Origin of the sequence: Campylobacter sp. CNRCH_2014_2849 (genome assembly GCF_025772845.1) — a bacterium.
GTDB classification, from domain to species: Bacteria; Campylobacterota; Campylobacteria; order Campylobacterales; family Campylobacteraceae; genus Campylobacter_D; species Campylobacter_D lari_D.
The window spans coordinates 98,663-112,791 of sequence record NZ_JAKMSW010000004.1 but is presented as its reverse complement, the minus strand read 5'-3'; the positions used below and the strand labels follow the sequence as shown (position 1 = coordinate 112,791).

Genomic DNA, 14,129 nt, shown 5'->3' with positions numbered 1-14,129 from the left:
TTGAGTGAATTAAAAAATATATTAGATTTTACTAAAGAAGAATTAGAAAATTTAGTCCAGCCAAAATTTAGAGCAAAGCAAATTTTTGAATGGGTATATAAAAAATATGCAGATGATTTTTTACAAATGTCATCTTTACCAAAAGACTTTAGGGTGTTTTTGCAAGAAAATTTTCATTTTTCACCTTTAAAATGTGTGAAAGATGAAAAAAGCAAGGATGGGAGTATTAAATATCTTTTTGAGCTTTTAGATGGTAAAAAAATAGAAGCTGTTTTGCTACCTATGAAAGAAGAGCTTGTAGATGAAAATGGAAAAATCATCAAACATGCAAGATATACTATTTGTGTTTCCTCTCAAGTGGGGTGTAAAAGTGGGTGCAGTTTTTGTCTGACTGCTAAAGGCGGTTTGAAAAGAAATTTGACTGCAGGAGAAATAGTAGGACAAATTTTATGGATCAAAAAACATAATCATATTCCTTATGAAAGAAGGGTTAATATAGTCTATATGGGTATGGGAGAGCCTTTGGATAATCTTAAAAATGTTTCTAAGGCAGTTAAAATTTTAGCTGATAATGATGCTTTAGCGATAAGCCCTAGAAGACAAACTATAAGCACAAGTGGTTTAGCAAAGCAAATTAAAGAGCTTGGAGAAATGAATTTAGGTGTGCTTTTGGCTATTTCACTCCATGCTGTAAATGATGAACTTAGAAGTGAATTAATGCCCATTAATAAAGCTTATAATATAGCAAGCATTATGGAAGCGGTGAGAAATTTTCCTATAGATCAGCGTAAAAGAGTGATGTTTGAATACCTTTTAATTGATGGGATAAATGATAAAATAGAACATGCAAAAGAACTAATCAAGCTCTTAAATGGTATAAAAGCCAAAGTAAATTTAATACTTTTTAATCCACACGAAGGAAGTTTATATAAAAGACCAAGTGTTGAAAATGCGGTTAAAATTCAAGATTATTTAAGCGCAAAAGGTGTTACTTGTACGATAAGGGAAAGTAAAGGACTTGATATTTCAGCTGCATGCGGACAGCTTAAAGAAAGGCAGAGTAAACAATGACTTTTTTAGATATAGTCCAACTTATTTTTATAAGCATAGTAGTGATCATAGGACTTGGTGGGATTATTTATGTATTAAAAAATGAAGGGAAAAATAATGATAGATAAAAAACAATTGTTAGAAAATCAATTATTTCAAAATAGATATATAAAGCCAAATATTTCTTGGTATTTTTCTCATTTAAATGGTAAAAGAGGAATTGCTAGAATTTTTAAAGTTCCTTATGCTGCTTTGATGAAAAAATTTTATTTGAAAAAATACTTCGAAAAGAGGGTTTTAGAAGGTAAGGTGGATATTCCTTATTTAGAATTAGTTTTAACTACAAGATGTACTTTGCGTTGTGAATCATGTAACAATTTAATGCAGTATTTTTCACCATCAAATCAATATACCTGTACTTTAGAGGGTATTATAGAATCATTAGATCTACTTTTATCTAAAGTAGATTCTATCGCAAGGGTTAGAATTATAGGTGGAGAGCCTTTGTTGTTTAAAGATTTACCACAATTGATTGATTATTTAGATACTCAAAAGAAAATACTAACTTTTTCTTTAGTTACTAATGCAACCATTGATTTTAAAGATGAATTGATGAAAAAGTTAAAAAAATCTAATAAGGTTAGAAAAATTACGATTTCAGATTACAAAAGATCACCAAATTTAAAAATTCCACTAAAGCAAGAAAACATTTTAAGAAAATTAAAAGAAAATAAAATTCCATTTTCTATGGACTCTAGTGGTGAAAATTCTACTTGGAGTGACCCTGAAAAAATTTATAAACGTAGTAGAAGTAAAGAAGATATAATCAAAAATTATCGTAATTGTCAAATGCCATGTGTAAGTTTGATGACATCTGAGGGCTTAGAAAATAAACAATTAGCACCTAAAGGAGCTATTTTTGTTTGTCCTATATCAAGTTCCTTGTCACGCTTAAAAGGACTTGAAGAATTTAATGGCGATTTTTTAAATTTAGAGGATTCTAAAGAAAGATTTTTTGAATTTTATTCTCAAGATTTTTATAAATCTTGTGATTATTGTAGAGATTATGGTAAACCAGCTAAGCAAATTGCAGTTGCAATCCAAACTGATAAGGTTTTAAAATTAGAAAAAGATTAAGATAAATTTTTCAAAAATTCACCTTTTATATCTTTTTGAGATTGTATCAAAAATTTTTGATTTTTATATGTAAATTCTAAGCTAAAAGAATGCAAAAGCAATCTTTTAGCACCTGTGATGTGAGCTCTTTCGATATCGCTCATTTTTCCATCTAATATTTGCTCTATTTGTGTTTTTTCTAAACCATATAAAGGTTCACCTAAAATTTTATGTTTCACATGAAACAAATGTAGTCTTATTTGATGTTGTCTACCTGTTAGAGGTTTAGCTAAAACTAAACTAGCATCTAAATTTTCAAAATATTCTAAAGTATAAAATTGTGTTAAAGCTTCTTTGCCATTTTCACAAATATGCATCCTAGTTTTTACTGTATCATAGTCTTTAGCTAAATCCATGCTTTTATCTACTATAAATTCTTTTTCAGTTTTTCCTTTTACTAGAGCAAGATAACTTTTTTGCACTAATCTTTTTTCAAACATAGTTTTTAACTCAATTTGTGCATTTTTATGTTTTGCTATGAGTAAAAGTCCGCTTGTTTCTTTATCTAATCTATGAGCCACGCAAGCTTTTTCACCCCATAAATGCCAAATTTCATCACAAAGACTATAAGCACAATTGCGCCCATTAGGATGAGTTAGCACTCCACTTGGTTTTTCTACGATGGCAAAATCTTCATTTTCAAAAACTATTTCTAATCCTTTGGGGTTGTTTTCATATACGATTAATTCTACTAAACCATTTAAAAATTTATTTTTTTCTTCTACCAAATTTCCATCACAAAATAATCTTTTTTTATCAATGAGTTTTTGTGCTTCACGCATAGAAATTTTTAACTCTTCCATAAGTAGTCTAAATGCCTTTTTTCCATTATTTGCTAGTTTCTTTTTTATATATGCCATTTAATAACTTTCTTAGGTAATTTATAATAAAATTCAAGCTATTTTTTCATAAAAAATTATATAAAAAAAGGTCTTGAAAATGGTTGAAAGATATAGTAGAGAAATCATGGCTAAAAAATGGGACATGCAAGCAAAATATGATGCATGGCTAAAAGTAGAATTAGCTGCTGTGAAAGCATGGAATAAACTTGGTCTTATTAAAGACGATGATTGTGAAAAAATTATAAAAAATGCAAAATTTGATATAGCAAGAATAGATGAAATAGAAAAAACTACCAAACATGATGTTATCGCTTTTTTAACTAGTGTAAGTGAAAGCTTAGGCGAGGAAAGTCGTTTTGTACATTATGCAATGACAAGTTCAGATTGTATTGATACCGCAGTTGCTTTGCAGATTAAAGATAGTTTAGAACTAATCTTGCAAGATTTAGATCAAGTTTTAGCAGCGATTAAAACAAGAGCATATGAGCATAAAAATACCTTAATGGTAGGAAGGAGTCATGGAATTCATGGAGAGCCTATAACTTTTGGTTTAGTTTTGGCTATTTGGTATGATTCGCTAGTTCATGCAAAAGATTTAATTATTCATGCAAAAGAAGTGATTAGCTATGGAAAAATCAGTGGTGCTATGGGAAATTTTGCTCATGCTCCACTTGAATTTGAAGAAGAAGTTTGTAAAAATTTAGATCTTAAACCAGCACCAGTTTCAAACCAAGTTATACAAAGAGATCGTTACGCACAAGTTATCTCGGCTTTAGCTATTTTAGCTTCAAGTTGTGAGCAAATTGCTGTTGCTATCCGCCATTTTCAAAGAACAGAAGTATATGAAGCTGAAGAATATTTTTCTCAAGGACAAAAAGGAAGTTCAGCTATGCCTCATAAAAGAAATCCTGTTTTGAGTGAAAATATTACCGGTCTTTGCAGGATGATAAGAGCTTATGTAACACCTGCTTTAGAAAATGTAGCATTATGGCATGAAAGAGATATATCACATTCTAGTGTAGAAAGATTTGTATTACCTGATGCTTTTATCACGACTGATTTTATGCTTTCAAGATTATGCGGTGTGATAGAAAAGCTTTTGGTATATCCAGAAAATATGATGAAAAATTTAAATTTAACCGGAGGGCTTGTATTTTCTCAAAGAGTATTGCTTGAACTTCCATTTAAAGGTATAAGCAGAGAAGAAGCTTACAAGATTGTTCAAAGAAATGCTATGAAAGTTTGGGCTGATTTACAAAATGGTAAGCCTGCTTTAAATGAAAAAGGTGAGAGTTTGTTTTTATTAGCTTTATTAGCTGATGAGGATTTGAAAAATTCTTTAAGTGAAGCAGATATTAGAAATTGCTTTGATTATAACTACTATACTAAAAATGTAGATAAAATTTTTGAAAGAACTTTTAAATAATAAACTAGGGGTTGTGAGTGAAAGTATTAAAAAGAAATGGAAGAACTGAAGAGTTAGATGTTTCTAAGATTAAAAAATATACTACCGACGCGGTGGCAAATTTAGAAAATGTAAGTCAAAGTGAGCTTGAAGTAGATGCAAAAATTCAATTTCGTGATGGTATAACAACAGAAGAAATCCAACAAACTCTTATAAAAACAGCAGTAGATAAAATAGATATTGATAGGCCTAATTGGACCTTTGTTGCTGCAAGATTGTTTTTGTATGATTTATATAAAAAAGTAAGTGGTTATAATGGGTATAAGCATTTAAGAGAATACCTTGAAAAAGGCGAAAAAGAAGGTAGGATTTTAATCGGCCTAAAAGAAAAATATGATTTAGATGATCTTAATGCTTATATCAAGCCAGAGCGTGATTTGCAATTTACTTATCTTGGTATAAAAACTTTATATGATAGGTATTTGATTAAAGATTCTAAAGGTATGCCTATAGAATTACCACAACAAATGTTTATGGCTATTGCGATGTTTTTAGCACAAAATGAATTAGATTCTCAAACTTGGGCTAAAAAATTTTATGATTTGATCTCAACTTTTGAAGTAATGCTTGCAACTCCAACCCTTTCAAATGCAAGAACTACAAGACACCAATTAAGCTCATGTTATATAGGAAGCACACCTGATAATATAGAAGGGATTTTTGATTCCTATCAAGAAATGGCACTCTTATCTAAATTTGGTGGTGGTATAGGCTGGGATTGGTCTAAGGTGCGTGCTATGGGTGGAAGTATAGATGGGCATAAAAACGCAGCAGGCGGGATCATACCATTTTTAAAAATCACTAATGACATAGCCGTTGCTGTTGATCAACTTGGTACTAGAAAAGGGGCGATTGCTGTATATATCGAACCTTGGCATATGGATATTAATGACTTTTTAGATTTGCGTAAAAATTCTGGCGAAGAAAGAAGAAGAGCGCATGAACTTTTCCCTGCTTTGTGGATTAATGATTTATTTATGAAAAGAGTAAGGACAAATGGTAAATGGACGCTTTTTGATCCTGCTGATACTGCAAGTTTATGTGATTTATATGGTGAAGAATTTGAGAAAAAATACGAAGAATTTGAAAAAGATGAAAGCATAGCTAAAGAAATTATAGATGCAAAAGAGCTTTGGAAAAAAATACTTTTATCTTATTTTGAAACAGGTATGCCATTTTTATGTTTTAAAGATAGTGCAAACAAAACAAATCCAAATTCCCACGCAGGAATTATAAGAAGTTCAAATTTATGTACAGAAATTTTTCAAAATACAGATCCAAATTATTATCAAATTAAAATCGTATTTGATGATAAAACAGAGCTTCATTTAGACGAGGATGAAGAGCTTACAATAGATGGAGGGTATAAAAAGCTTGCTAAGAAAGTTTCTACTTTAGATAGTATTAATGGTAAAAAAGTTTATATAGTAGAAAAATATAAAAACGAAGGAAAAACCGCAGTTTGTAATCTTGCAAGTATAAACTTAAGTAAAATCAACACTAAAGAAGATATCCAAAGAATAGTACCAACAGCGATAAGAATGCTTGATAATGTGATTGATTTGAATTTTTATCCCCATGTAAAGGTTAAAAATACCAACTTAAAATCACGCGCTATAGGACTTGGTGTAATGGGTGAAGCGCAAATGCTGGCTGAAGCTCAAATTTATTGGGGTTCTAATGAGCATTTTGAAAAAATTGATCGTATTATGGAGATGATTAGCTATGAGGCTATTTTAGCTAGCTCAAATTTAGCTTTAGAAAAAGGAAACTATCCTGACTTTGAAGGATCAAATTGGAGTAAAGGTATAGTACCAATTGATGTGGCAAATGAAAATGCTAAAAAACTTACCGCAAGTGAAGGTTTGTTTGATCAAAGCGAGTGTGATTGGGAAAAATTAAGAGAAAAACTAAAAAGAGATGGTATAAGAAATGGTTATTTAATGGCTATAGCACCAACTTCTTCTATCTCGATTTTAGTGGGTACTACTCAAACAATTGAGCCTGTGTATAAAAGAAAATGGTTTGAGCAAAACTTAAGTGGTATGATACCAACTGTGGTGCCAAATTTAAGCGCTAATACTTGGCAGTATTATACTCCTGCTTATGAGCTTGATCAAAAAATCTTAGTAAAAGCAGCAGCGATTCGTGGTAAATGGATTGATCAAGGTCAATCATTAAATATCTTTGTTTCTTTAGATAAAGCAAGCGGTGGATATTTAAATGAAATTTATCAACTTGCTTGGGAATTAGGTGTTAAATCAACTTACTATCTAAGAAGCGAAAGCCCTGATAGTCAAAAAGTAAATGATGATGTGGTTGATAGAACTATAGAATGTGAAGGTTGTCAATAAAAATGGAGAAACAAAATGCATGTAAAAAACTCACTACCGGAGCTTACGCTTAGGGGTATAATACTAGGAAGTATTTTAACGATTATTTTTACTGCCTCAAATGTATATTTGGGGCTTAAAGTTGGTCTTACTTTTTCTACTTCTATTCCTGCTGTTGTAATTGCAATGGCTGTTTTAAAAATCTTTAAAGATTCTAATATTTTAGAAAATAATATGGTTCAAACTCAAGTTTCAGCTGCAGGTACGCTCTCGGCTGTGATTTTTGTTATACCAGGTCTTTTTATATGTGGGTATTGGTTTGAATTTCCACTTTGGCTTACCTTTATGCTCTGTCTTTGCGGAGGTGGATTAGGCGTGCTTTTTACTATACCTTTGCGTAGAGCTATGGTAGTAGAGAGTAAATTGGCTTATCCTGAAGGAAGGGCTGCTGCTGAAATTTTAAAAGTGGCTAATAAAGATCAAGCTGATAAAAAAGGAAAGGTGGGCTTAAAAGAAATCACACTTGGTGTAGTATTAGCTTCTATTGTAAGCCTTTTTTCAAGTGGCTTTAAACTACTTTCAAGTGGAAGTAGTTTTGCATTTATTTGGCAAAAAATGACTTTTGGATTTTCTATGGGCTATTCAGTGGCACTTTTGGGTGCTGGATACTTAGTAGGTATAGCTGGAGGTGTTGCATTGCTTGTGGGTATGGTACTTGCTTGGATGGTTTTTGTGCCATATTTTTCTGCTAAAGAAAGTTTTGATGTAAGCTTAAGTGCACTTGATATAGCTAATCAAATTTGGGCTCAAAAAGTACGCTTAATAGGTACAGGAGCTATTGCCATAGCAGCATTATGGACTTTAATAGAACTTGCAAAGCCTGTATATGATGGCATGAAAAATATGCTTAAAAAAACTTCATTAAACCTCTCACAAGATCCTAAAGATATGGATTTATCTTTAAAAGCTATGCTAGGTTTATTTGTGCTTATGTGTATAGGCTTATTTATTTCATTTTATGCTTTTGTGGCTGATTCAAATTTAGCAAGTGGCTATCAAATTCTTTTTGCTTTAGTAGGAACTTTAGTAGCTATTTTTATAGGCTTTTTTGTAGCTTCTGCTTGTGGATATATGGCAGGTTTAGTGGGTTCATCATCTTCTCCTATTTCAGGTATAGGACTAATTGGGATTATGATTTCTTCTTTGATTATTTTACTTTTGGGTTATCAAGTAGATTTATTTAGTGATCCTTTAATGTCTAAATTTGCTATTGCTTTTGCTATATTTACTACTAGTGTTATTTTGGCAACTGCTGCTATTTCTAATGATAATTTACAAGATTTAAAAACTGGCTATTTAGTGGGTGCAACTCCTTGGAAACAACAAGTTTCTTTGATTATAGGTTGTGTGTTTGGAGCTTTAGCTATAGCTCCTGTGTTAAATTTGTTATACCAAGCTTATGGTTTTGTGGGTGCAATGCCAAGACAAGGAATGGATGAGGCAAATGCACTTGCTGCACCACAAGCAAATTTAATGAGCACTATAGCTCAAGGTATTTTTAACGCTAACATTGATTGGAGTTATATTATAGCAGGAGCTTTTGTGGGTGTTGGTATAATCATTGTCGATCGTTTATTAAGAAAGAAAAATATGTCTTTACCACCTTTAGCTGTGGGTATAGGTATATATTTACCACCTGCTGTTAATATGCCTTTGTTTATAGGTGGATTATTGGCATATTTAATTAAAAAGCGTTTGGATCAAAGATATGCTAAAAATGCTCATAAAAAAGAACTTATTCAAGAGCATGAGCAAAAAGGAACCTTATTTGCCTCTGGTTTGATAGTGGGTGAGAGTATATTTGGAGTATTAATAGCTGGTTTAACTGTGCTTTCTATTAGTAGAGGTGGAGCTGAAGATCCGCTTGCTATTGCAACTTCATTTAAAGATGATGGGATTATAGGTTTTGTAGTATTTATAGCGATTATGCTAATTTTTGCAAGAAGAGTGCTTAAAAAATGAATTTAGATTATTATTATGCTTTGATTTTAGGAATCATTGAGGGTCTGACAGAATTTTTACCTGTTTCATCTACTGGGCATATGATCTTGGGTGCTGAAATTTTGGGTTTAAATATAGATGATTTTTGGAGAAGTTTTTTTATCATCATTCAGCTTGGTTCTATACTAGCGGTGATTTTTATTTTTAAAGAAAAACTAACTCAAAAACTTGATATTTGGTTAAAACTTGCTGTGGGCTTTTTGCCCGCAGGTGGAGTAGGTTTTATAGCATATAAGTTTTTAAAAGAAATATTTAATGGCTATACCGTGGCTACTATGTTAATTATTGGTGGGATTGTTTTTATCATCATAGAACTTAAACATAGAAAAAAAGACTATACAATCCACTCTTTAGATGAGGTAAGTTATAAACAAGCTTTTTTGATAGGTTTAACCCAAGCTCTTGCTATTATACCAGGTACTTCAAGAAGTGGAGCAAGTATCATAGGTGGGTTATTGCTCGGACTTGATCGCAAAGTTGCTTCTGAATTTTCATTTTTGCTTGCAATTCCTACTATGATTATCGCAACAGCTTATAGCATTTATAAAGAACCACAGGTTTTAAGCAATATGAATAATTTCATTCCTTTAGCCATAGGTTTTATAACAGCTTTTGTAGTGGCTTTTATAGTAATTAAAATATTTTTAAAATTAATTAGCAAAATAAACTTCATACCTTTTGGAATTTATAGGATAATTTTAGGTTTTGTATTTTTATACCTTTTTATGAGTGGTACTTTAGATATATCAAGAACAGGTATTTGAAATATAAAAATATCCTTTATTTAAAAAAAGTTTAAGTTTTTCATAGCTAAAATTAGTCTTATATTTTAATTTAAGCTCACAAGGTTAGTGAGTGTTAAGGGTAGAAATGACAAAAGATATAATTGCATATGCAAATAATGAAACTTTAGTAGATACTCAAAGTTTTAACAATGATATAAATTTAACTCCGATTTATTTTGATAACTCTAAAGAAAGTTTAGAAGTTATCCGCCACTCTTGTGCACATTTAATGGCTCAAGCGATTAAAAGTTTGTATCCAGAGGCTAAATTTTTCGTAGGGCCTGTGATAGAAGATGGGTTTTATTATGATTTTAGAGTTGATAGCAAGATTTCAGAAGAAGACTTAAGCAAAATCGAAAAGAAAATGAAAGAACTAGCAGAAGCAAAGCTAGACATCACAAAATACGAACTCTCAAAGGCTGATGTTAAAGAAAAATTTGCTAATGATGATTTAAAACAAGAGGTTTTGCTGAGAATTCCTGATGGAAAAGTAAGTATTTATAAGCAAGGCGAATTTGAAGATTTATGCCGTGGACCTCATGTACCAAACACTAGATATTTAAGATTTTTCAAGCTTACTCGTGTAGCGGGAGCGTATTTGGGTGGTGATGAAAAAAGAGAAATGCTCACAAGAATTTATGGTACTGCCTTTGCAGATAAAGAAAGTTTAAATGAATACTTAAAAATCATTGAAGAAGCTAAAAAAAGAGATCATAGAAAACTTGGTAATGAAATGAAACTTTTTGCTTTTGATGATGAAATAGGCGGCGGGCTTCCTATATGGCTTAGCAATGGTGCAAAATTAAGAAGTAAATTAGAACATTTATTATATAAAGCACATAGATTAAGAGGTTATGAGCCTGTGCGTGGGCCTGAACTTTTAAAAGCTGATGCGTGGAAAATTAGTGGGCATTATGCAAACTATAAAGAAAATATGTATTTTACGCAAATTGATGAGCAAGAATATGGCATTAAGCCGATGAATTGTGTAGGACATATTAAAATTTATCAAAGTGATGTTAGAAGTTATCGCGATTTACCTTTGAAATTTTTTGAATACGGCGTGGTGCACCGCCATGAAAAAAGTGGAGTTTTGCACGGGCTTTTTAGGGTAAGAGAATTCACTCAAGATGATGCACATATTTTTTGTATGCCAAGTCAGATAAAAGAACAAGTTTTAGAAATTTTAAGTTTTGTTGATACTTTGATGAAGGCTTTTGAGTTTGATTATGAAATGGAAATTTCAACACGTCCGGCAAAAGCAATAGGCGATGATGAAATTTGGGATATAGCTACAAAGGCTTTAAAAGAAGCTTTAGATGAGCAAGGTTTAAAATATGGCATTGATGAGGGCGGTGGAGCTTTCTATGGCCCAAAAATCGATATTAAAATTACTGATGCGCTAAAAAGAAAATGGCAGTGCGGAACTATACAAGTAGATTTTAACCTACCAAGCCGTTTTAAACTCGAATACACAGACGCAGATAATGAGAAAAAACAACCTGTAATGCTTCACCGTGCTATTTTGGGTTCTTTTGAAAGATTTATAGGAATTTTAGTAGAGCATTGTGCGGGTGAGTTGCCATTTTTTATAGCACCAACTCAAGTAGCTATAGTGCCTATTTCGCAAAATCATCATGAGTATGCAAAAGAAATAGCAAGAAAACTTTTAGAACTTGGCATTGATAGTGAAGTGTATAATAAAAATGAAAGCTTAAATAAAAAAATCCGCACAGCCGAAAAAGCACATGTGCCTATGATACTTGTTTTAGGCGATGAAGAAGTAGCAAACAAAAGTGTGGCTTTAAGAGATAGAAGAGCAAAAGAACAAAAAACAATGACTTTAGATGAATTTATAACCCTAACAAAGGAGAAATTAAGTGAGGTACGCTTTTGAGTAAAGAAAAAGAAGTATTGCTAAATGAAGAAATTCAAGCAGATGAGATCAGATGTATAGGTGATGATGGCAAGGTTTATGGCATTATTAGTAGTGATGAAGCACTAGATATAGCAAATAGACTAGGGCTTGATTTGGTGATGATAGCCCCTGAAGCCAAACCACCTGTATGTAAGATAATGGATTATGGAAAATTTCGTTATCAACAAGAAAAGAAACAAAAAGAAGCAAAGAAAAAACAAAAAGTTATTGATATAAAAGAAATCAAACTTTCTGTGAAAATCGCTCAAAATGACATTAATTATAAAGTCAAACATGCAAGCGAGTTTTTAGAGCAAGGCAAGCATGTGAAATTTAGAGTGTTTTTAAAAGGTCGTGAGATGGGCTCTCCTGAAGCAGGGGTAGCTTTGCTTGAAAAAATTTGGCAAATGGTTGAAGATATAGCAGATAGAGACAAAGAGCCTTTACTCGAAGGACGCTATGTAAATATGCTAGTAACTCCTAAAAAGAAAAAATAATCACAAGCCTTTTTAAGGCTTGTATTTTAAACTTATGCTAGAAGAAAATCCACAATTTTTAAAAGAACAAATCATAACTTATCTTGGTAATAAAAGATCCTTGCTCGAGTTTTTAAATCAAGGCTTTAAATTCGCACAAAATGAGCTTAAAAAAGACAAATTTAGTTTTTGCGATGTATTTAGTGGCTCTGGGGTAGTTTCGCGTTTTGTGAAGCCTTATGCGAGTTTTATCATGGCAAATGATTTGGAAGATTATTCTAAAATCATCAATGAGTGTTATTTAAGCAATCAAAACGCAAAATTTTTACAAGAATTACAAAAACATTATGCTTTTTTAACTTCTGATTTAAAACTCAAAAAAGGCTTTATAAGCAAGCTTTATGCACCAAATGATGATGAGTATATCCAAAAGAATGAAAGAGTTTTCTACACACTTAAAAACGCTATGTATTTAGACTCTATGCGAGAAAAAATTTCAAGCCTGCCAAGTAATATACAAAAATACTTCATCGCACCTCTTATCTACGAAGCAAGTGTACATGCAAATACAAGTGGGGTTTTTAAAGGCTTTTATAAAGATAAAAATGGAGTAGGAAAATTTGGAGGAAATGGAGCAAATGCACTTAGTCGTATAAAGGGTGATATAGCTTTAAAAATGCCTATTTTTTCAAATTTTATTTGTGAATATGAGGTTTTTCAAAAGGATGCAAATGTTTTAGCTAAAGAGCTTGATAGCTTTGATGTGGCGTATTTAGATCCACCTTATAATCAACACCCTTATGGATCAAATTATTTTATGTTAAATTTAATCGCTAATTATAAAAAGCCAAAGGAAATTTCAAAGGTTTCTGGTATACCAAAAGACTGGAACCGCAGTGCTTTTAACAAAGAAAAAAAAGCCGAAGATGCTTTGTTTGATTTGATAAATGATTTAAAAGCCAAGATTGTATTGCTTTCTTATAATTGTGAGGGTTTTGTAAAAAAAGAAAAATTCACAAAAAGACTTCAAAGTCTTGGAGAATGTTTTGTGCTTGAGCAAAAGTATAATGCCTTTAGAGCTAGCAGAAACCTTTCTAAGCGCTCTATGCATATACAAGAACAACTCTATGTATTAAAAAAACGCTAATCTTGCATGTATGTATTTAACTGCTCAAAAAGTTTTTCTTTTAAAGCGATAGGTTTGTTTATTTTAATATATGGTATCCAATATCTTATTAAATTTAAAAGCTCATCATCATAGGTATAAAATGCCTTGATGTAAATAAAATTCTCATCCTCATCTATAAATTCGTATTTAGTAAGGGCATTTTTTCTTAAGAAATATTCTTTGGCTTTTTTATCAAGTTTTAAAATAGCTTCTTTGTTTTCTTTACTAATCCAGTTGCTTTGATCTTTTTGAATTTGTTTTAAAAACTTTTCTTTTGGGGTAAAAATTTCTTTTTTTTCCACTCTTAGTTGTGTGATTTTAGAAAAAGCAAAGGTTTTTAAAGTATCGTTTTCATCTGCTAAAAGATACCATATGTGATCAATATTGATGAGTTTGTATGGATTTGCTTTTCTGTGTTTTTCTTTGTAGTAAAAACTAATGGGGTATTTTGCTATGATAGCTGCGCTTAGTTCTTCAAAAATTTCTCTATCAAGTGTTTCATAGCTTTGGGTTTTGACTAAAAAAGCTTTATTGATTTTTTCATTAAGCAAGTCGTTTAAAAACTCTTTATCTAAACTAGGATAAAGCCTACCTATACCGCTTAAAATAGCAAAATTTTGTATATCTTTAAAGCTTAATTTTCCTAAAACATAGCCTTCTAAAAAATACTTTCCATTTTCTTTTTTTATAGGGATAAAAGCAAGGCGCTCATGCAAGTCTCTTTGTATGGTGCGAATGCTGACATTAAATTCTTGTGCAAGCTCTTCTAAGCTAAAACGCTCGCCATTGTTTAAACACTGCAGTATAGAAACTAAACGCGTAGAAAGCTTGTCTTTTTCCATATACAACCTTTTT

At 31.4% G+C, this 14,129-nt stretch carries 12 protein-coding genes; 10 read left to right on the top strand and 2 right to left on the bottom strand.

Features of this window, described 5'->3' with window-relative positions; genetic code table 11:
* The 3 genes from rlmN to L8X33_RS04030 are packed head-to-tail and all read left to right on the top strand — an operon-like array spanning position 1 to position 2,187.
* Positions 1 to 1,071 carry a 23S rRNA (adenine(2503)-C(2))-methyltransferase RlmN gene (gene rlmN, locus L8X33_RS04040; protein ID WP_263661881.1) on the top strand — a complete coding sequence of 357 codons (1,071 nt, stop codon included), beginning with the start codon at positions 1 to 3 and terminating at the stop codon, positions 1,069 to 1,071.
* Positions 1,068 to 1,178, top strand: coding sequence for a hypothetical protein (locus tag L8X33_RS04035; RefSeq protein WP_263659213.1), 111 nt, complete (start codon positions 1,068 to 1,070; stop codon positions 1,176 to 1,178). Before rlmN ends, L8X33_RS04035 begins: the two co-directional genes overlap by 4 nt.
* Positions 1,168 to 2,187, top strand: a complete 1,020-nt coding sequence (locus L8X33_RS04030; RefSeq protein WP_263670020.1) for a radical SAM protein — start codon at positions 1,168 to 1,170, stop codon at positions 2,185 to 2,187. The genes L8X33_RS04035 and L8X33_RS04030 overlap by 11 nt, the downstream gene beginning before the upstream one ends.
* Here L8X33_RS04030 and L8X33_RS04025 read toward each other — a convergent pair.
* A complete protein-coding gene (locus L8X33_RS04025; protein WP_263670019.1) occupies positions 2,184 to 3,086 on the bottom strand; it encodes an RluA family pseudouridine synthase in 903 nt (300 codons plus the stop codon). The genes L8X33_RS04030 and L8X33_RS04025 overlap by 4 nt on opposite strands.
* Before the next feature lie 79 nt (positions 3,087 to 3,165).
* On the opposite strand from L8X33_RS04025, the gene purB reads away from it, so the two are divergent.
* The 7 genes from purB to L8X33_RS03990 all read left to right on the top strand — a co-directional run bounded on the left by purB (position 3,166) and on the right by L8X33_RS03990 (position 13,253).
* Complete coding sequence (gene purB / locus L8X33_RS04020) at positions 3,166 to 4,494, top strand: adenylosuccinate lyase (RefSeq protein ID WP_258107746.1); 1,329 nt, start codon at positions 3,166 to 3,168, stop codon at positions 4,492 to 4,494.
* Between the two features lie 17 nt (positions 4,495 to 4,511).
* Positions 4,512 to 6,887, top strand: a complete 2,376-nt coding sequence (locus L8X33_RS04015) for a ribonucleoside-diphosphate reductase subunit alpha (protein ID WP_263670017.1) — start codon at positions 4,512 to 4,514, stop codon at positions 6,885 to 6,887.
* A gap of 15 nt (positions 6,888 to 6,902) precedes the next feature.
* A complete protein-coding gene (locus tag L8X33_RS04010) occupies positions 6,903 to 8,888 on the top strand; it encodes an OPT family oligopeptide transporter (protein ID WP_263670016.1) in 1,986 nt (661 codons plus the stop codon).
* On the top strand, positions 8,885 to 9,691 hold the full coding sequence (locus L8X33_RS04005; RefSeq protein WP_263670015.1) for an undecaprenyl-diphosphate phosphatase: 807 nt from the start codon (positions 8,885 to 8,887) through the stop codon (positions 9,689 to 9,691). Before L8X33_RS04010 ends, L8X33_RS04005 begins: the two co-directional genes overlap by 4 nt.
* Positions 9,692 to 9,797: 106 nt before the next feature.
* The gene (thrS, locus tag L8X33_RS04000) at positions 9,798 to 11,609 is read left to right on the top strand and encodes a threonine--tRNA ligase (RefSeq protein WP_263670013.1); all 1,812 of its coding nucleotides are present in this window, start codon (positions 9,798 to 9,800) and stop codon (positions 11,607 to 11,609) included.
* Entirely contained in the window at positions 11,606 to 12,127 is a 522-nt protein-coding gene (gene infC, locus L8X33_RS03995) for a translation initiation factor IF-3 (RefSeq protein ID WP_039617082.1), read from the top strand. The genes thrS and infC overlap by 4 nt, the downstream gene beginning before the upstream one ends.
* A gap of 34 nt (positions 12,128 to 12,161) precedes the next feature.
* The gene (locus tag L8X33_RS03990) at positions 12,162 to 13,253 is read left to right on the top strand and encodes a DNA adenine methylase (protein WP_263670012.1); all 1,092 of its coding nucleotides are present in this window, start codon (positions 12,162 to 12,164) and stop codon (positions 13,251 to 13,253) included.
* Here L8X33_RS03990 and L8X33_RS03985 read toward each other — a convergent pair.
* Positions 13,250 to 14,116 carry a helix-turn-helix transcriptional regulator gene (locus L8X33_RS03985; RefSeq protein WP_263670011.1) on the bottom strand — a complete coding sequence of 289 codons (867 nt, stop codon included), beginning with the start codon at positions 14,114 to 14,116 and terminating at the stop codon, positions 13,250 to 13,252. The two genes, L8X33_RS03990 and L8X33_RS03985, sit on opposite strands and share 4 nt — an antisense overlap.
* Between the last annotated feature and the right edge of the window lie 13 nt (positions 14,117 to 14,129).